This is a genomic window from Flavobacterium sp. IMCC34518 (assembly GCF_027111095.2).
Taxonomy (GTDB): domain Bacteria; phylum Bacteroidota; class Bacteroidia; order Flavobacteriales; family Flavobacteriaceae; genus Flavobacterium; species Flavobacterium praedii.
Window position 1 is genome coordinate 836887 of the sequence record NZ_CP114284.2, and the last position, 19236, is coordinate 856122.

11 protein-coding genes are annotated in these 19236 nt (G+C 36.1%); 2 read left to right on the forward strand and 9 right to left on the reverse strand.

The features are described 5' to 3' along the window. The first annotated feature begins 48 nt into the window (after positions 1-48). Positions 49-2172: a S9 family peptidase gene (locus OZP06_RS03690; protein WP_281324239.1), complete on the forward strand. Its 2124-nt coding sequence runs from the start codon at positions 49-51 to the stop codon at positions 2170-2172. A gap of 681 nt (positions 2173-2853) precedes the next feature. Here OZP06_RS03690 and OZP06_RS03695 read toward each other — a convergent pair. From OZP06_RS03695 to OZP06_RS03735, 9 genes are all read right to left on the reverse strand, one after another. Then, positions 2854-4794 (reverse strand): OmpA family protein, encoded by a 1941-nt coding sequence (locus OZP06_RS03695; RefSeq protein ID WP_281324240.1) that lies wholly within the window; start codon positions 4792-4794, stop codon positions 2854-2856. Positions 4795-4804: 10 nt separating this feature from the next. Beyond that, positions 4805-5731: a type IX secretion system membrane protein PorP/SprF gene (locus OZP06_RS03700; RefSeq protein WP_269221603.1), complete on the reverse strand. Its 927-nt coding sequence runs from the start codon at positions 5729-5731 to the stop codon at positions 4805-4807. A gap of 35 nt (positions 5732-5766) precedes the next feature. After that, complete coding sequence (locus OZP06_RS03705) at positions 5767-9735, reverse strand: gliding motility-associated C-terminal domain-containing protein (protein WP_281324241.1); 3969 nt, start codon at positions 9733-9735, stop codon at positions 5767-5769. Beyond that, on the reverse strand, positions 9729-12872 hold the full coding sequence (locus OZP06_RS03710; RefSeq protein WP_281324242.1) for a hypothetical protein: 3144 nt from the start codon (positions 12870-12872) through the stop codon (positions 9729-9731). Before OZP06_RS03710 ends, OZP06_RS03705 begins: the two co-directional genes overlap by 7 nt. An 812-nt stretch (positions 12873-13684) precedes the next feature. Further along, on the reverse strand, positions 13685-14449 hold the full coding sequence (locus tag OZP06_RS03715) for a response regulator transcription factor (RefSeq protein WP_269223730.1): 765 nt from the start codon (positions 14447-14449) through the stop codon (positions 13685-13687). After that, positions 14442-16151, reverse strand: coding sequence for a sensor histidine kinase (locus tag OZP06_RS03720; protein ID WP_281324243.1), 1710 nt, complete (start codon positions 16149-16151; stop codon positions 14442-14444). The genes OZP06_RS03715 and OZP06_RS03720 overlap by 8 nt, the downstream gene beginning before the upstream one ends. Positions 16152-16693: 542 nt before the next feature. Then, positions 16694-18253, reverse strand: a complete 1560-nt coding sequence (locus OZP06_RS03725; protein ID WP_269223734.1) for an FAD-dependent protein — start codon at positions 18251-18253, stop codon at positions 16694-16696. A gap of 17 nt (positions 18254-18270) precedes the next feature. Beyond that, positions 18271-18537, reverse strand: coding sequence for a plasmid stabilization protein (locus OZP06_RS03730; RefSeq protein ID WP_269223735.1), 267 nt, complete (start codon positions 18535-18537; stop codon positions 18271-18273). After that, complete coding sequence (locus OZP06_RS03735) at positions 18534-18785, reverse strand: hypothetical protein (RefSeq protein WP_269223736.1); 252 nt, start codon at positions 18783-18785, stop codon at positions 18534-18536. Before OZP06_RS03735 ends, OZP06_RS03730 begins: the two co-directional genes overlap by 4 nt. 114 nt (positions 18786-18899) lie before the next feature. On the opposite strand from OZP06_RS03735, the gene OZP06_RS03740 reads away from it, so the two are divergent. Next, positions 18900-19136: a hypothetical protein gene (locus OZP06_RS03740; RefSeq protein ID WP_269223737.1), complete on the forward strand. Its 237-nt coding sequence runs from the start codon at positions 18900-18902 to the stop codon at positions 19134-19136. The last annotated feature ends 100 nt before the right edge of the window (positions 19137-19236 follow it).

A 19236-nucleotide genomic window follows, 5' to 3' on the forward strand; every position in this document is an offset into this window, starting at 1 on the left:
TTTTTACATTTGGCTTTATAAGTCAAAATTCTAATCAAACCTTATAAAATGAAAAAATCAGTTTTAATTTTATTTTTATTTTCCTATCCTGTAATGGCACAATTCCAAAAAGCAACCGCCCCAATAGCCGATAAAAAAGAGCATATTCGAACCATTCATGGAGAGAGCGTCAACGATCCTTATTATTGGATGTATGATTATTTTGGAAAAGGACCTGATAGCACAAAAGCCGTTGATTATCTAAAAGCAGAGAATGCTTATCTAGAAACAGTAATGAGCGCTACCCAAAAATTACAAGCTGATTTATTTACAGAAATGAAACTTCGAATAAAAGAAAAAGACGAAAGTGTTCCTTTATTCAAAAACGGCTATTTTTATTATACTCGAACAGAAAACGGGAAAGAATATTATAAGTATTGCCGAAAAAAAGGAACTCTAAAGGCTAAAGAAGAAGTACTATTAGACGTCGATGAGATGGCGAAAGAACATTCCTACTATGGTGTAACTGGTTTTGAAATAAGTGATGACAATAAATTATTGGCTTTTGGAGTAGACGAAGTCAGCCGAAGACAATATACTATTTACATCAAAAACCTAGAAACTGGAAAAATTCTCAAGGATGCCGTTATTAATACCGAAGGACAGGCGGTATGGGCAAGTGACAACAAAACTTTTTTTTATGCTTCAAAAAATCCGGTTACGCTATTGTCCGAAAAAATATTCCGTCACACACTTGGTACCGAAAGCACGAATGATGTAGAAGTCTTTCAGGAAAAGGATCCTAGCAATTACATCGGTGTTGCAAAAACCAAGAACAACAAATACATTATGATTTATTCGGTTGCCACAATGTCTTCTGAAATCAGAATGATAAAAGCCGAAAATCCAACGGATTCTTTCACTGTTTTTCAACCTCGATTAAAAGACGTACTTTATGATGTTGTTACTTTAGACAATAAATTTTTAATTCGAACCAATAAAGATGGTGCCAATAATTTCAAATTAATGGAATGTCCTTTAGACAAAACAGAATCTGACAATTGGAAAGAAGTTATTCCTAATCGATCTGATGTTTTACTACAAGGAGTTGAAGAATTTAAAGATTTCATAGTAATCAATGAACGCAAAAATGGTTTAGCAAGTATGAGAGTTCGAAACGCAAAGGACAATTCGGAGCATTATATCAATTTCGGCGAGCCAACTTACACCGCAGATTTTGGACCAAATCCGGAATACAACAGCAAAACCTTCCGTTTTGAGTACACTTCATTGACTACTCCAAATTCTACTTTTGATTATAATATGATTTCAAAAGACAAAAAATTGATGAAGCAACAAACCGTTTTGGGTGGTTACAATTCAAAAGATTATAAAACAGAACGTTTGTATGCAACCGCAAAAGACGGCACTAAAATTCCCATTTCAATTGTTTACAAAAAAGAATTTCAAAAAAACGGAAAAGCACCTTTGCTACTTTATGCGTATGGAAGTTATGGAAACAGTACAGACGCGAGATTTTCAAGTGACCGCTTGAGTTTATTAAATAGAGGTTTTGCATTTGCTATTGCACACATTCGAGGGGGCCAAGAAATGGGACGTCAATGGTATGAAGATGGTAAACTGATGAAAAAGAAAAACACATTTACTGATTTTATTGATTGTTCCCAATTTTTAATTCAAGAAAAATTCACCAGCAAAGAACATTTGTATGCATTGGGAGGAAGTGCAGGTGGCCTTTTGATGGGAGCTGTTGTAAACTTAGCACCAGAACTTTATAATGGTGTCATTGCCGCGGTTCCGTTTGTTGATGTAGTAAACACTATGCTTGATGAAAGTATTCCGCTTACTACGAATGAATTTGACGAATGGGGGAACCCAAAAAATAAAGATGCTTATTTATACATGAAAAGTTATAGCCCTTATGAAAATGTAGAAAAGAAAAACTACCCTAATATGCTTGTTACAACTGGCCTACACGACAGTCAAGTACAATACTTTGAACCATCTAAATGGGTAGCCAAATTAAGAGATATGAAAACCGACAATAACTTGTTATTGCTTCACACTAATATGAATTTTGGGCATGGTGGAGCAAGTGGTCGTTTTGATTATTTAAAAGATGTAGCCTTAAATTTTGCTTTTCTTTTAAATTTAGAAGAGATAAACAATTAAACCACTATGGACTTAAAGTCCATAGATTGGTTTGGCAGACTGAAAGTCTGCGATGTTGAAAAGTAAAATCCATCGCAAATTCGGATATTTAAAGACTTGGAAAAAAAATAATTTACGAATTTGCGGTGGATATTTTTAGAACCTGAAAGGAAAACACACTAAAGCACATCGTTTTAACTATTTTTGAGACCAATAAAAAAGGGGTTTTCAATACAGGAGAGCACTGAAATTACTTTTTTGACAATACATTAAAATCAATCGAGTTACATACTTAAACACCAAATATTAAGTCGAATGACATTAATCTTTTCAGCTGTTTTTAATGGCTGTGAATACTATTGACCAACATTATCATAATGAAATATTGCAATTTATAGAAAAACACATTCCTAAAACCTCTTAAGAATGAAATTCGTTTCTATAATATTTAATGTTTGGTTGTGTATTAAGTCAAAAAAAATAATAACCAAATTCTATATTAGATTTTGTGTAGCTGGAATATACAATGAAAACGAACAACTTTAAAAAAGAAGAAAGATTATTCTCTTTTGTTTTAAAAATAAGAGGGAGCTATTTAAAAAAAAGGCTCCGATTAAAAAATCGGAGCCTTAACTATTTTAATTTATATACCAATTGAAACAGTAACTTTCCAATGCAGCATCTGTGTAAAACAAATGGTATTTACTGCATCGAAACAATTATAAATTCGCTTCGTCTGTTGGCTTGGTGTTCTTCTTCGGAACATTTTACACCATCGGAACATGGATTAACCAATTGAGATTCTCCATACCCTTTCCCGATTAATCGTGCTGAATTAATACCGTTTTTAACCAACCAAGCCACTGTAGCTTTGGCTCTTCTATCGGATAATTTCTCGTTGTAAGCAGCGGTTTGGCGGCTATCGGTATGCGAACGCACTTCGATTTTCATCGCTGGGTATTGCTGCATAACGGTCAATACTTTGGCCAACTCATAACTGGCATCCTTACGAATGTATGACTTGTCCAAATCAAAATAAATCATCGGAATGTCCAAGGTTTTAGCCAAATCTGTTCCTACGGTTATTGGCTTGATTCTTCGCTCCAACTCCATCGAGTAGTCTTTGCTTCCACTGAAACTTTTTGATCTAACTAATCCTTCTTTGGTTTCATAGTCCTCTTTCTCGGCTCTTACATAATATTTTTTGCTGCAATCTACGGGAAAACTATACCTGCCCTGAGCATCGGTCTGGGCAACTTGCAACGGTTTGAAATTGGAATCAAATAAACTCATCTTTGCATTTGATACTACTTCTTTGGTTTCTTGATCTGTTATCAAGCCTGAAAGCACTTGATCACAAATCAATTTTTTGTACTCCACAAATCGGTAAATATCATCGTATCCTTTTCCGCCTTCTCTATTGGATGTGAAAAATCCATTGCGCTTTTTATTGATTAAAAACGCAAAATCATCTTGATTACTATTTATTGGCTCCCCAACGTTTTGAACACACCATAAATTTTCTTCTATCTCAATTTTAGAAACAAAAATATCCAATCCTCCTAAACCTGGGCGGCCATCGCTGGCAAAAAACAATTCATTTTCTTCCGATACAAACGGAAAGGTTTCTCGGCCTTCGGTATTGATTTCCGGCCCTAGATTCTCTGGAGTTCCATACGTACCATCTTGATTGATTTTAACCCTAAACAAATCCGACTGCCCTAATGTCCCAGGCATATCCGAGGCAAAATACAGGGTTTTTTCGTCTTGGCTTAATGCTGGGTGAGCCACGCTGTATTCATTGCTGTTAAATGGCAATTCTGTTACATTGCTCCACTCGCCTTCTGTATCCAATGTGGCTTTGTAGAGTTTTAATAAAGTGTTTTTACTCGAATCTCTTCCTCTTTTGCCCTCTAGGTAGTTGTTTCGTGTAAAATACATGGTTTTGCCGTCTTGGGTAAATATCGGAGTTGATTCATTGAACTTCGAATTGATAGTACGTACAAATCGTTCCGGAATTCCCATCTCTCCATCGGGTTTCATCTCTGATGCATACAAATTGGTAAAGGATTTGTTGGTCCATTTGAATACTTTCTTGGAAACGCCTCCAGTATCTCTTGCGGAAGCAAATACTAATTTATCGCCTAAAAAGGAACTCCCATAATCTGAAAATGCCGAATTAACTCCTGCATCCACTACTTGAAAACGTCCCGAATTGGCCTTGATTTCCTCTAGATAATTTTTATTCTCTTTGAATAATATCCCTCTTTTATCGTTACCACTTTTTAAATTAAACTGTTCCAACATTTGATCCGACTTTTTGTAATCTCCTGTTGATTTTAAGGTCTGTGAGTAGCGGTAATAATATTCGGCCTCTTGATTGGGATACAATGTAAATAGTTGCTCATACCATTTTGATGCTTGTGGCAATTCGGCTTTAAAATAATAGGCATTCCCTAACTTTTGAAACATCTTTTCGTCTTGGTATCCTTTGGCTGCCACTTTCTCATAATTGACTATGGCATCGACATAAGCATAACGATCGTAATTGACATCCGCTTTGGCAACTGTTTTTTTTTGGGCGTACCCTGAGGTCAACAAAAGCAATATAAAAAGGCTATATAGTGTAGTTTTAATTTTCATAGGTGTGGTTTTAAAAGAATCTTGGGGAGATAATTTTGTCAAACTTGTTAAACAATTCGTATCGCAAAAAGATTTCGTGGGAACCCGAATTGTATTGTGCCAATTCTGTTGTGTCAAAATCATAACTGTATCCTATAAACCATGAATCGCTGGCTTGGAAGCCCACCATGGCGCTCATCGCAGCACTCCATCTGTAGGCTAATCCCGCTACGAATTTTTCGTTCATCATGAAATTGGCGCTCACGTCCACCTGAAGTGGTGCTCCTTGTACGTATTTGCTTTGCAACGAGGGTTTGAATTTTAGACTTGGATTTAAATCAAATACGTATCCTGCTATCAGGTAATAATTGATTTTCTCGGTGGCAATATGGCTGCTTGAACTCGAGGTGGCCGTCCCATCAAAATGTACCGTTTCGATTAAATTGGGCGCTGACAATCCTAAATAACCATTATCCGAATGCAAGTAAAATCCAACTCCAATATTGGGCGAAAATTTATTGTCGATATTCTCTTCAAAAATAGCATCGCCTGGATTTTGTTTCAGTTTTGTAAAATCAACGTTTAATAAATTTGCGCTACCTTTTATTCCAAATGACATTTTATATTTATAATTTACAGGGATAGTGTATGAGAAATCAACGGCTATATTGTTCTCATCCGATGGCCCTATTTGATCGTTTACAAATGACAATCCCAAGCCTACTTTACTATCATTTATTGGTGTATTGATCGAAAAGGTGTTCGTCACCGGTGCGCCATCTATTCCTACCCATTGATTGCGGTGTAATGCAAAAATACTCATGGCTTGTCGAGATCCTGCATAACCTGGATTCACGACTATTGTATTGTACATGTATTGGGTGTATTGTGCATCTTGTTGGGCAAAGCCTACAAAGGATAAAAGCATTAATACCAACCCTATTATTTTCGTTTTCATGTGTGTGTTTTTTTTAAGCTTAGGGACTTATCCAACTATTTTCTGTTCAAATACAAATATCCTGATTTCTCAAATGCATTATTGGCACTGTCTCTGTATTTCAGTATATAAAAATAGGTTCCTACGGGTAATTCTGATGATTTCTCTATGGTTACTCGACCTTCGGAAACTCCTTTAAAAGCCCTATCTTCATTATTGTAATGCTCGCGTTCGAATACTAAAACACCCCAACGGTTGAAGATCTCTATCGAATTCTCCGGATAACATTCTAAGCCTTTTACATAAAACTTGTCATTGATCCCTGCCGAACCATCAGGTGACACTGCATTGAAGACTTCTATTGCACAGCCCGAAACACTCAGTACCGTTGGATTATCATCCACCAAATTCAACTCGTCCGATTTATCTTCTACTACTTTTCCGCTTGGTGCTGTACCATAAACAGTAGCTTGATTTGAAATACTTCCTAAATTAATATCTGATTGCTTAATAAAATACAAGCCCGAGAAATGTGTCGTACTGACTTCTCCTATGGCCAATGTTAATGGAGATCCTGACATGATAACTCCTGGTAATGGATCACTAATAGTTACATTACTCAATGGTGTATTACCTGTATTGGTAATTTCAAAACTGTAGGTAATGGTTTCCCCTGGCTGTGCATATCCATCGTTGTTCTCATCCCTGAATTTTGCCGTTTTCACTAAAGCAATACTAGGCCTTTCTACTACAATAGTGATCGTGGCTTGACTGCAATTGCTAGGATTGGCTTTCTCACAAATGCTGTAATTTAAGCTATAGCTACCCCCTGGTGTATTGCCCAACACATTCAACAGCCCATCTGTTCCTATTGTGAAATTTGGACTTGGTGTCAATGTGATACTTACATCTGAAGCCTTAGCCGGCAATCCATTGATTGTGTCATTTGACAATACATTGAGAACTCCTGTTAGTGCTTGAGTTCCATCTACTGTTCCTGCATCGTCATTGACCGCTAGAATATCGGCATAGGTTTTACAACTGATTCCAAAATCTAAATTCAAATTAACTTTTACTGATTCTGTAAACTGAGCGTACAAAATAGTATTGGTGGTTAAACCACAGTCAACATAACTTTTTGATTTTTCTGTACGCGCTTGTTTTAGTATCCCGCTTGGCAATACTTTAACCAATCCAGAAGCTGACATCGCCTCAGAAGCTTGTTCGAAATTAGCTTCTTTTATAAACTCAATTTTATATTCTCCATAAGCTCCTTGTGGCGCTCTTGTTCTCCAATAGCCTTCAACTCCCATCGTTACGCTTCTGGAGAATCCATTAGGACCCGTTACAAATATATTAGGAACATTTGTGGTTCCATTACCAAATCCGGCTGCGTTCAATTCTCCCGCATTTTGGATCCCTTTATAACTTCCATCGCCATTAAAATCAATCCATTCCCATTTACTGAAATCAATTACGCCATTTGCATCTGGTATGTTTTGGGTTACAAGACCATCATTATTGGCATCATACCACTCGTCTTGTAGCCCATTATTGTTCAAATCGTACCATACAAAATCACCAAGCACTATTACATCGGTCGTATCGTATCCGAAATCCAATTGCTGAAAATTACAATCTTCTACTTGGAGTATTAAAAAACTTGGAGTTGTATTAAACAATCCTTGGGCTGCATTCAAATTAGCATCTTGTACTTGTATTACATAATCCCCTGGTATCATTCCTGTAAATGAATAGGAGCCATCTGCTTTGGTTAGACGCAATAAAACTGGACCTGTAGTAGTATTTATTGGTTTTAAAGTAATTGGTACATTGGCCAATGGCGCATTATTTGAAGCATTAAATACTTTTCCTGAAATTGCTGTAGATGAATTACAAGTAACTGTTACTGTTACAACGGCTGTAGTGCAATTAGCTGGGCGTACTAGTTCACAAATAGAATAGGTTAATGTATACGTTCCTGCTGGGGTATTAGCCGCTAATGCAATACTACCATCAGCGCTTAATGTCATATAACCACTTGGATCCGCTGTAACAGTAGTTACTGCTACATTGCTTATAGTAGCTGGATCCAATGCTACAAAATCATTCGATAAAACATTCAAAACTGTTTGCGTTGTTGTGCTACTCGATATTGGACCTGCCAAATCAATATCTGCAAAAATTACTGGTGGTGCCGGATCGGGTACTTTTTCTATGTCTATAGTGATGCTAGCGGTATCACATACTAATGGCACTACCACAGAACATATTTGATACTGCAATACGTAAGATCCTATTACTGTACCAGCGGCAACATTCAAAGTACCATCGGTATTGATTGTTATGCCTGCTGGGTAGCTTCCTACTTCGGATACGGTTACTGTATTTACTGTAGATGTTGTTAATAACACTCCATTTACGGTGTCGTTCAACAGTATGTTATCGGTTGTGCCACCAAATGTACCGTATATGGGTAATAATGCATCATCTTGAGCATCGATTGTATTCACCACTACCACTGAAATTACTGTTTCGCAATTGGCTGGATTCGTTACTTCACAGATTCTATATTCTATACTATAATTACCTGCTGGGGTATTTGCTCCAATGCTTACTGTTCCATCTGCATTCAAGGTTAATCCTGTTGGGACACTTACTCCTGTCAAGGTTACTTCTCCTGGGTTGGTTCCGATCACTACTGGACTTCCGTTTAAGGTGTCGTTGGCTACTAATGTCGCTGTTGTTCCGCCTGGTAATCCATTGATACTTGGAGTCGTTTCGGTTACGGCATCTATTACTGGAACTCCAACTACTACCACTGAAATTACTGTTTCGCAATTGGATGGATTCGTTACTTCACAGATTCTATATTCTACATTATAATTACCTGCTGGGGTATTTGCTCCAACGCTTACTGTTCCATCTGCATTCAAGGTTAATCCTGTTGGGACACTTACTCCTGTCAAGGTTACTTCTCCTGGGTTAGTTCCGATCACTACTGGACTTCCGTTTAAGGTGTCGTTGGCTACTAATGTCGCTGTTGTTCCGCCTGGTAATCCATTGATACTTGGAGTCGTTTCGGTTACGGCATCTATTACTGGAACTCCAACTACTACCACTGAAATTACTGTTTCGCAATTGGCTGGATTCGTTACTTCACAGATTCTATATTCTACACTATAATTACCTGCTGGGGTATTTGCTCCAATGCTTACTGTTCCATCTGCATTCAAGGTTAATCCTGTTGGGACACTTACTCCTGCCAAGGTTACTTCTCCTGGGTTGGTTCCGATCACTACTGGACTTCCGTTTAAGGTGTCATTGGCTACTAATGTCGCTGTTGTTCCACCTGGTAATCCATTAATACTTGGAGTCGTTTCGGTTACGGCACATATAACATTTGAGATAACAATATCTGCTGATTGTAAAGATATGCAACCTGCTGTGTTGGTTACTGTGAAAGTATAGCTTCCAGCATTAGCGTTTACCAATCCAGATGATGAAATACTCACATCACTCGGTGTGAATTCATAAATATTAGCCGAATTAAAATCTATAATTTGGAAACTACCATTAGCGGAACTACAGTTAGGTTGTGTTACCGTTCCTATTGTAGGTTGGTATTGAGGCTGCTCGGTTACTGTTACGGTGGATGTATTGTCAACTGTACAAGGTGAAGTCGCGGCTTGTGTGTACGTGTAAGTTCCGGCTCCTGCTAACGCTGGCGTCCAAGTTCCTCCCACTGCTTCTCCTGTAATGGATGCATATAATTGCGCTTCTGTTACTGTACTTCCTGCGCAGATTACCAAACTTCCGCTTGTTCCTGCACTTGCTGGTAATGCTTGTTCGGTTACTGTTACGGTGGATGTATTGTCAACTGTACAAGGTGAAGTCGCAGCTTGCGTGTACGTGTAAGTCCCGGCTCCTGCTAACGCTGGCGTCCAAGTTCCTCCCACTGCTTCTCCTGTAATGGATGCATATAATTGCGCTTCTGTTACTGTACTTCCTGCGCAGATTACCAAACTTCCGCTTGTTCCTGCACTTGCGGTAATGCTTGTTCGGTTACTGTTACGGTGGATGTATTGTCAACTGTACAAGGTGAAGTCGCGGCTTGCGTGTACGTGTAAGTCCCGGCTCCTGCTAATGCTGGCGTCCAAGTTCCTCCCACTGCTTCTCCTGTAATGGATGCATATAATTGCGCTTCTGTTACTGTACTTCCTGCGCAGATTACCAAACTTCCGCTTGTTCCTGCACTTGCCGGTAATGCTTGTTCGGTTACTGTTACGGTGGATGTATTGTCAACTGTACAAGGTGAAGTCGCGGCTTGTGTGTACGTGTAAGTCCCGGCTCCTGCTAACGCTGGCGTCCAAGTTCCTCCCACTGCTTCTCCTGTAATGGATGCATATAATTGCGCTTCTGTTACTGTACTTCCTGCGCAGATTACCAAACTTCCGCTTGTTCCTGCACTTGCCGGTAATGCTTGTTCGGTTACTGTTACGGTGGATGTATTGTCAACTGTACAAGGTGAAGTCGCGGCTTGCGTGTACGTGTAAGTCCCGGCTCCTGCTAACGCTGGCGTCCAAGTTCCTCCCACTGCTTCTCCTGTAATGGATGCATATAATTGCGCTTCTGTTACTGTACTTCCTGCGCAGATTACCAAACTTCCGCTTGTTCCTGCACTTGCCGGTAATGCTTGTTCGGTTACTGTTACGGTGGATGTATTGTCAACTGTACAAGGTGAAGTCGCGGCTTGCGTGTACGTGTAAGTTCCGGCTCCTGCTAATGCTGGCGTCCAAGTTCCTCCCACTGCTTCTCCTGTAATGGATGCATATAATTGCGCTTCTGTTACTGTACTTCCTGCGCAGATTACCAAACTGCCGCTTGTTCCTGCACTTGCCGGTAATGCTTGTTCGGTTACTGTTACGGTGGATGTATTGTCAACTGTACAAGGTGAAGTCGCAGCTTGCGTGTACGTGTAAGTCCCGGCTCCTGCTAATGCTGGCGTCCAAGTTCCTCCCACTGCTTCTCCTGTAATGGATGCATATAATTGCGCTTCTGTTACTGTACTTCCTGCGCAGATTACCAAACTTCCGCTTGTTCCTGCACTTGCCGGTAATGCTTGTTCGGTTACTGTTACAGTGGATGTATTGTCAACTGTACAAGGTGAAGTCGCGGCTTGTGTGTACGTGTAAGTTCCGGCTCCTGCTAACGCTGGCGTCCAAGTTCCTCCCACTGCTTCTCCTGTAATGGATGCATATAATTGCGCTTCTGTTACCGTACTTCCTGCGCAGATTACCAAACTTCCGCTTGTTCCTGCACTTGCCGGTAATGCTTGTTCGGTTACTGTTACAGTGGATGTATTGTCAACTGTACAAGGTGAAGTCGCGGCTTGTGTGTACATGTAAGTCCCGGCTCCTGCTAACGCTGGCGTCCAAGTTCCTCCCACTGCTTCTCCTGTAATGGATGCATATAATTGCGCTTCTGTTACTGTACTTCCTGCGCAGATTACCAAACTGCCGCTTGTTCCTGCACTTGCCGGTAATGGCGTATCGGTTGGCGTATTATTAGTGTTGGCTGTTCCTGAAACATCGCTTACATCAACTCCTTGCGGATTCTTTCCTGTGGCTGTTGCCGTATTGACTACTTTTCCAGCATCGATATCCGATTGTTTGATGGCGTATGTTCCTGTTACTGTTGAATTAGTAGCGCCTGGTGCTAAACTTGCTATTGGGCTATTCGTTATCGTTACTCCAACCATCGCATCGGTTACAGCGATATTGCTTAACGTAACATTTCCAGTATTGGTTACCGCAAAAGTGTACGTAATCTCATCGCCTACTGCTACTGTTCCGCATACTACTGCTGTTTTTACCAAAGCCAATGAGGACGTTTGAGGTAAAGTAGTAACTAAAGGATCATCAAGTAAGATAGTTGATCCCGAAATATCTGAAATGCCAGTATTCCCATCTGGGTCCGTACCGCTTGCAGATGCACTGTTAGTCACATCACCTGCATCTACGTCAGATTGTTTGATGGTATAGGTTCCTTTAATTGTACTATTTGTTGCGCCAACTGCCAAAGTAGCAATTGGATTTCCTGTTAAAACAATTCCTGGCAAGGCATCGGTTGCCGAAACATTGGTTAAGGGAACATTTCCAGTATTGGTTACTGCAAAAGTATACGTAATCACATCGCCTACGGCACCAGAACCTCCTACTACAGCGGTCTTAACTAATGCCAAAGAAGGTTCTGGTACTTGCAATGAAGCAGAATTTACTGCTATAAATGCACAATCTGACTCTCCTGAAAAAGTTACAACAAGTTTAGCAACTTGTGAGGCATTAGCTGAAGTAATACCTAAATCCGAAAGTTCTAATGACAACAGTCTTATCTCCCTTGTAGAAGCTTTAGCAAATAAGGTTCCATTTTGATTAATTAAATCTAAACTATAAGTACCTAAAACAGGAACTGATATAAAATTTATTGAAATTGGGTTACCTATAGTAACGCCGGATGAATTTACAAACTTTATCACATCAAATTTTGAATTACTAGGTTGCGCTACTTGAGTGACCAAAATATCAGGTTTACCGTCACCTATTGAAGAAGTAAAAATAGCTCCAGACCCAACTGTAAACTCCTCGGAACCGGCAACTATATTAGCAACTCCAACTCCTAAGCTCAAACCATTTAATCCATCTGTGAGTTTAGAAGCAAATTCAGCCTGAGTACCTGATGCGCCATTTAATGGAGGAACCATTGCTGCTACTGCTAAACTACCATCAATCATGGAGCCTTGAAGAAAAACAGAATTAGTTCCGTTAATCGTATAAATTGGCAAACTCCTAAAATTAGAAGGGGTAAAAGTTACCCCATTGGCAGTTAAAGCTGCATCATTGACCCCAGTAGAAAACACCGTAGTCCCAACTCGAAAAGCCAATAAATTATTTTCAGAATCTGGCTGATTTCCAGCAGCAGTAGCACCATTAGAAGACCAATACCCATTCCAGTCCGTATAAATTCTTGTTGCGGCGGTTTGCGCAGTAAGACACTCACTAAAAAGAAAAATTAGTAAAAAAAGGCAACTAAAAAAGAATTGGGCAAGAGAAGACAAAAACACAATAGATCTACTATTGCAATTAAAGTATTTTTTTTTCATAAAAAGGTTTTAAAAATTCAATTTGGATGTTTCTATTAATAAAAACAACTGGCAAAAAGGTGGTATTTTTGCTTACGCTAAAAAACTAGCATTAACAACTAATAATTAAAACAAGCTTTTTTGTTGAAAACTTATTTTGGAGCAAAAGTAAATAACACAGAATCATTAAGATGATTGAAAATTGCCATCACCTATTGATTATGGATATAATTTTGATATACAACATTTTATAATACAGTGTCTACAAAGAAGTACACCTATAGTTGTAATCATATTCAAACCAGATTATATATTTGAAAGCTATTTCTTCTAAATTCTTCTTCAAAACCAAATTTTTAATTTAAAAATACAATAGCATTCTTCATTTAAAAATAAATCTCGAGTTCTCGCTTTTATAAAACTATCCAGTTTGATTAAGCAGTCAAGATTTTGGATTTATACCAAATAAAAATTAAACCAAATACATTTCTATCTCGATGTTTCTTTACCAAGAGTAATAGGGTTAAGCTTTTTTTCTCGCAAAGACGCAAAAGGCGCTAAGATCGGACGAATCACTTTGCGCCTTTGCGTCTTTGCGAGAATCATAATTTATAAATATGTGAGAGAATTTCTGAAACTTATTAATATATAAGTTTCTACAAAAGACAATCTTGTTGGACTAATATATATTTGTTGGGTATTAAAAATTCAAATTATACACACTATTACCTATTTAAGCTAAGGCAATACCAACTAATTTTTAAGAATTTAAAAATCAATCACATACCTCTAAAATAAAGATTCAATAATCGTATTTCAAAAACAGTATACGATCAAATCAAGCTGGAATTAAAAGCAGTATTTCTTTTTCTAAAAGAGTCAGGAGGTTCATTATTATTCAACTTTTTAAAAGCGACACAAAAATTACTATAGCCACTAAAACCTAGGTCGGTAGCTATATTTGCAATAGGCTCTGTTGTTTCTATTAATAAGGATTTGGCTCTTTCTATTTTAATTTTAAGTATATATTGATAAGGGGTCATGCCAATATATTTTGAAAACATTCGTATAAAATGATGATTTTTCCAACGGGTTATAGCCGCCAAATCATCAATTTCAATTTTATCATTAATATGTTCGTTAATATAACTCACAACCTGTTTTATTCTCAAAGGCGAATCATCAGTTATTACTTCATCAGATCGTACTATATCAATTTTTTTATGGATATAATTATTTAAAACAATCGAAACAGTAGTCAACAAATCAATTGATTTAAAAGGCTTTACCAAAAAACCATAAGGCCTTGTTTTTTTCGCTCTATCCAATGTAACAGTATCGGCAAAAGAGGTTAAATACAAAAAAGGAATGGTGTCTAAATGCAACAGATAATTTCCTAAGTCTATCCCATCTTCCTCTCCTATTAGATTGATATCCAAAAGTATTAATTGTGGTTTATTCAAATTGATAATTTCCTTGGCCTTTGCTACATTAGAAACATTAGCAATGACTTCATATCCATTATCAGTCAATATGTTTTTTATATCATTGGCTATCAAAAATTCATCTTCGACTACAAGTATCAGCGGTTTACTCATGATTATTACTATCAAAAATTATATTGTATTGTAATCCTTCCTCATTAATAAGCGATAGACTACCCCCTATTTGTTCTACCAACAAAGACACTAACTCCATCCCAAATGAATTTTTCTTTTTATATTGATAATCAATACCAATCCCATAATCTGTTACAACAAGTTGATATACAGTATCGTTCACGTTTTTTATATCAATGCTAATCAAACCAGTAGAAACATTGGGATAAGCATATTTAATCACATTTGTTATTAATTCATTAATTATTAAGCCAATTGGAATCGCTATTGAGATATCTAAAAACACATTATTTGCATTAACTTTTGCAACTATTTTTGTTGTATCCTTTGAGGATGATTCAATAATTGTTTCACACAAACAGCTAATATATTCTTGTATATCGACTTTTTCTACTTGGGGACTTTGATATAAATTTTGATGGATCAATGCTATTGCTCCAATTCTGGACTGACTTTTCTCGATAAAATCATGAATATCATTATCGGCTCCATTTCTAGCTTGACTTCGTAACAAACTCATTACCAATTGCAAATTATTTTTAACCCTATGATGTATTTCTTTTAACAAAACTTCTTTTGTTTTGAGTAATTGTTCGAGTTTGGCTAATGAATTTTCTATTAGCAAGTTTTTTTCTTCAATTGTTTTACTTTTTTCAGATACTAACTGATTAAAAATCTTTTCTTTTTTAAACTTATAAAAGAAAAATAAAAATAACAAAACAGCAAATAACAATATTGTAATAAAAAAATACATTTTATAATTACTTTTCTGCAATTCCAAAATCATTTTTTGCTTGTCAATGAAATTATTTTTGATTTCAATCTCTTTTTGATTCAAATCATATTTAGTCAACAAATACAGAATTCGCTCCTTATTTTCATTTTCCGTTTTATTTTTTTGCCATTCAGAATATTTTTTTAATAAATCATACGCTTTCTTATAATTCCCTATGGATTTTTCATTATCTGCGTAATCAAAATAAAAAGCAGCAGTATTGATACCAATGTATTGTGAATTATTCTTTATCAACTCTTGCTCTATTTTTTTAAAATAAATACTAGCTTCTGCAGTTTGATTAATTTGATGGTAAGATTTTGCTAATTGATAATCAATACGTGTTTTTGAGTTTTCGTAATCAACATTCAACTCTTTCGCTTTATTACAATAAATAATACTTAAATCGTAATTTTTTTTTAAATAACACAAATCTGCATGTAACAAATAATAAAATGCCTTTAACCCTTTGTTATCTATCTTTTGTAATAAAACATTGATTTTATTTAAGTTGCTTGAAACAGGTGCTACTTTCTTTAGTTTAAGGTTAATTTCGGTATTAAACAACAACAAAATGGTATAACTTTGAATGTCAATATTTTTGATTTCGTTTGCAATTTGAATTGCTTTTTTTGAATAATTTAATGCATGTATATCTTGATTTAACTTAAAATAAATATCAGCAATTTGATTATAACACTTTAACAAACCAAAATTATCTTTTGCTTTTAGAAAAAAATAAGATGCTCGTTCAAAATTTTGTAAAGCTAAATGAGACTTATCTAAACTTGAATAATTAGCTCCTATCAAATTAAAGAGTAATCCTATTTGTTTATAGTTTTGTCCATTTTTATATTTAGAAATGGCAGCAAAAGCTATTCTATTTGAATCTTGATAATTACCCAAAAAATAATTGGCAACAACTTGAAAATATATTGCATCAAGATATAAATCAAAATATTTTTTTTCTTTTAAAATATAAGCAGCTTCTAAAGATACACTTATGGCTTTATTATAGTTCCCCTCATAAATATAATTATATGATTTTATCAAATTATAATAGGCAATTCCTTTTTTATTATTAACCTTTTTAGCAAAATCGAGTAATTCCTCGGCATAATAATTGGATTTAACAATATCACTCTTTTGATATAGTTTACACAAACTAAAGTATAAATCTATTTTTTCATTATTCCTTTCACTCTTTTTTATGTAATTTAATATAGCTTCAATTTCAGTTTGATTATCATTTAAATTTTGACTATATAAAGTAGTATTAACTAGAAAAATGAAAAATGAAAACAAAAGAAAACGAAATGTGTCAAATCTAGGGGCTTTATAATGCATAATAGGGTAGGTAAAATTATAACTATAGAAGATGAATAAATTCGTTAATTAAACAACAAATTGATTATAACAAAGAGCGATAAATCAAAACATTTTTAAAGCTATTTCAGTACCTCCGCTATTTTCAAAGCACATTTTTCGCCATCAATCGCTGCCGAAATAATTCCGCCTGCATAACCAGCACCTTCTCCGCATGGATACAATCCTTTTATTTGCAAATGCTCATAAGAAATAGCATCCCTAGGAATACGAACAGGTGAAGAAGTTCTCGATTCTGGCGCATGTAAAATGGCTTCATTTGTTAGATAGCCTTTCATAGATTTTCCAAATTCTGTAAATCCTTCTCTTAATATTTGAGATAAAAATCCAGGAAAGACTTGTCCCATTTCTACCGAAGTAGTCCCAGGAACATAAGATGTTTTTGGGATACTTGATGAAACTTTATTTTGTGTAAAATCAACCATGCGCTGTGCGGGTACTTTTTGAGTCTGACCTGCTAAATGCCATGCTTTTTGCTCGATACTTTTTTGAAATTCCATTCCAGCAAGAGCGCCAAACTTTTCAAAAGGCTTGAAATCTTCAAGCTTTAATTCAATAACAATTCCAGAATTAGCGGTGGCTTGATCCCGTTTGGATGGAGACCAACCATTGGTAACCACTTCTCCAGGACTAGTGGCGCATGGTGCAATTACACCTCCTGGACACATACAAAACGAGTACATACCGCGACCATTAACCTGCTTCACTATCGAATAAGGAGCTGGCGGCAAATGTTCACCTCGGTAATCGCAACTGTATTGAATGCTGTCAATTAGTGATTGTGGATGTTCGGCTCTTACGCCCAAGGCAAAAGGCTTGGCTTCTATAAGTACTTTTTTTCTATCTAATAATTCAAAAATATCACGAGCAGAATGTCCCGTAGCTAGAATTAATTTATTCGCTAAAATAGTATCTCCTTTTTGAGTTACAATTCCTTCTACTTCATTATTCTTTATCAAAATATCGGTAACCCGCGTTTCGAATAAAACTTTCCCACCACATTCGATAATTTTTTCTCGAATATCTTGAATAATTTGAGGTAATTTATTGGTTCCAATATGCGGATGTGCATCAACTAAAATGTCTCCCGAAGCTCCAAAAGCAACCAATAATTCTAAAATTCTGGTAACATCTCCACGTTTTTTAGATCTTGTATATAATTTTCCGTCTGAATAAGTTCCTGCACCTCCTTCACCAAAACAATAATTGGAATCTTCATCAACAATATGGTCTCTATTGATCGCTTTCAAATCGCGACGACGACCACGAACGTCTTTCCCGCGTTCGATAACTATTGGTTTCAACCCCAATTCGATCAATTGTAAAGCAGCAAAAAGCCCTGCTGGCCCTGCTCCAACAACAATAACTTCTTGTGCAGATGATACATTCTTATAATCGGGAAGTTCTATTTTATGTTCCTGAAAAGGCTCTCCTTTTAAATAAATCAAAACCTTCAAATTGATTTTGATTGCCTTTTGACGGGCATCAATGGATCGTTTCAAAATAATTACTTGCTGAATATCATTAGCCGAAACTTTAATTTGTTTGGACAAATAATCTTTGAGTAACGACTCATTGGAAGCGATTTCTGGTGAAACCTGTAATAGGAGTTCTTGTGGCATGTTTTTATATTCTGAATTTATGGAAAAAGCTTGTAAATATCTTCTCTTTTGGCAAATCTAGCTAATTCTATCACTTCTCCATCAAAGTAAAATCCTAATCTATATTTTCCAATTCTTATTCTGTAAGCTTCTGAATGACCTTTCATCTTTCTTAGATTAGATATCAGATTAGAATTTTCTGTGTTTTTTAAAACTATAATAACATCAAATAAATTAGTTTTCAACGATTCATCATTAATTTTGGATACATCTTTAGAAAATTGCTTTAAGTATTCAACTTTCATTTACCTAACATTTTGAAGATTTCTTCCTCACTAACTTTTTCATTTCTATCGGCTTCTTGCATTAAAAGAAGCATTCCCATATCCTCTTTTTCTTCATCAGATAAGTTATTAAATTGATCAGATTGCTTATTTTTAACGTACGTTTGCACTGCATTTTCTATCAATCCCTTGACACTTGTTTTTTCAAATATCGAAATTACTTTCAATTTCGTCAAAGTAGCTTCATCTATGTCTATTAATTTTCTCATTGGGAATAAATTTTACACAAATATATACGATATATACGATATATACAAAAAATTAATTATACTAAACTTTGTAACTTTACATTTTTAAAATCAAATGAAATTTATAAAAATATAATGTCCAGAAAAATAAAACTAATATGGGATTTTAGAGGCCCCGCTTCGGCAAAAACAGCCGAACACCACGAGATTCATTTGAAAGAATACATACTCATTGAAAAACTATCAATAAATAGTACTGGTTTCCAAATCTTGGATGAAATGTATGCGATAGCTTATATGGTAGTGACTGAAGAAAATATGATTCAGGTACGCGATGCTTTGAAACCACATCGCGGGGAAGTATATCAGTAATTAGGTAGCAGAAAGCATTTTTCAGTCTGCACTTTATCGGTCTATAAATCAAAAAGCCGATTTTCAAATGAAAATCGGCTTTTTGATTTATGAGAAAATT

Bases quoted from the DNA above. Each gene is read 5' to 3' on its own strand.
- OZP06_RS03735 (WP_269223736.1), bottom strand. From the start codon at position 18,785: ATGAGAAAATTAATAGACATAGATGAAGCTACTTTGACGAAATTGAAA.
- OZP06_RS03695 (WP_281324240.1), bottom strand. From the start codon at position 4,794: ATGAAAATTAAAACTACACTATATAGCCTTTTTATATTGCTTTTGTTG.
- OZP06_RS03700 (WP_269221603.1), bottom strand. From the start codon at position 5,731: ATGAAAACGAAAATAATAGGGTTGGTATTAATGCTTTTATCCTTTGTA.
- OZP06_RS03715 (WP_269223730.1), bottom strand. From the start codon at position 14,449: ATGAGTAAACCGCTGATACTTGTAGTCGAAGATGAATTTTTGATAGCC.
- OZP06_RS03730 (WP_269223735.1), bottom strand. From the start codon at position 18,537: ATGAAAGTTGAATACTTAAAGCAATTTTCTAAAGATGTATCCAAAATT.
- OZP06_RS03740 (WP_269223737.1), top strand. From the start codon at position 18,900: ATGTCCAGAAAAATAAAACTAATATGGGATTTTAGAGGCCCCGCTTCG.
- OZP06_RS03690 (WP_281324239.1), top strand. From the start codon at position 49: ATGAAAAAATCAGTTTTAATTTTATTTTTATTTTCCTATCCTGTAATG.
- OZP06_RS03725 (WP_269223734.1), bottom strand. From the start codon at position 18,253: ATGCCACAAGAACTCCTATTACAGGTTTCACCAGAAATCGCTTCCAAT.
- OZP06_RS03710 (WP_281324242.1), bottom strand. From the start codon at position 12,872: ATGAAAAAAAAATACTTTAATTGCAATAGTAGATCTATTGTGTTTTTG.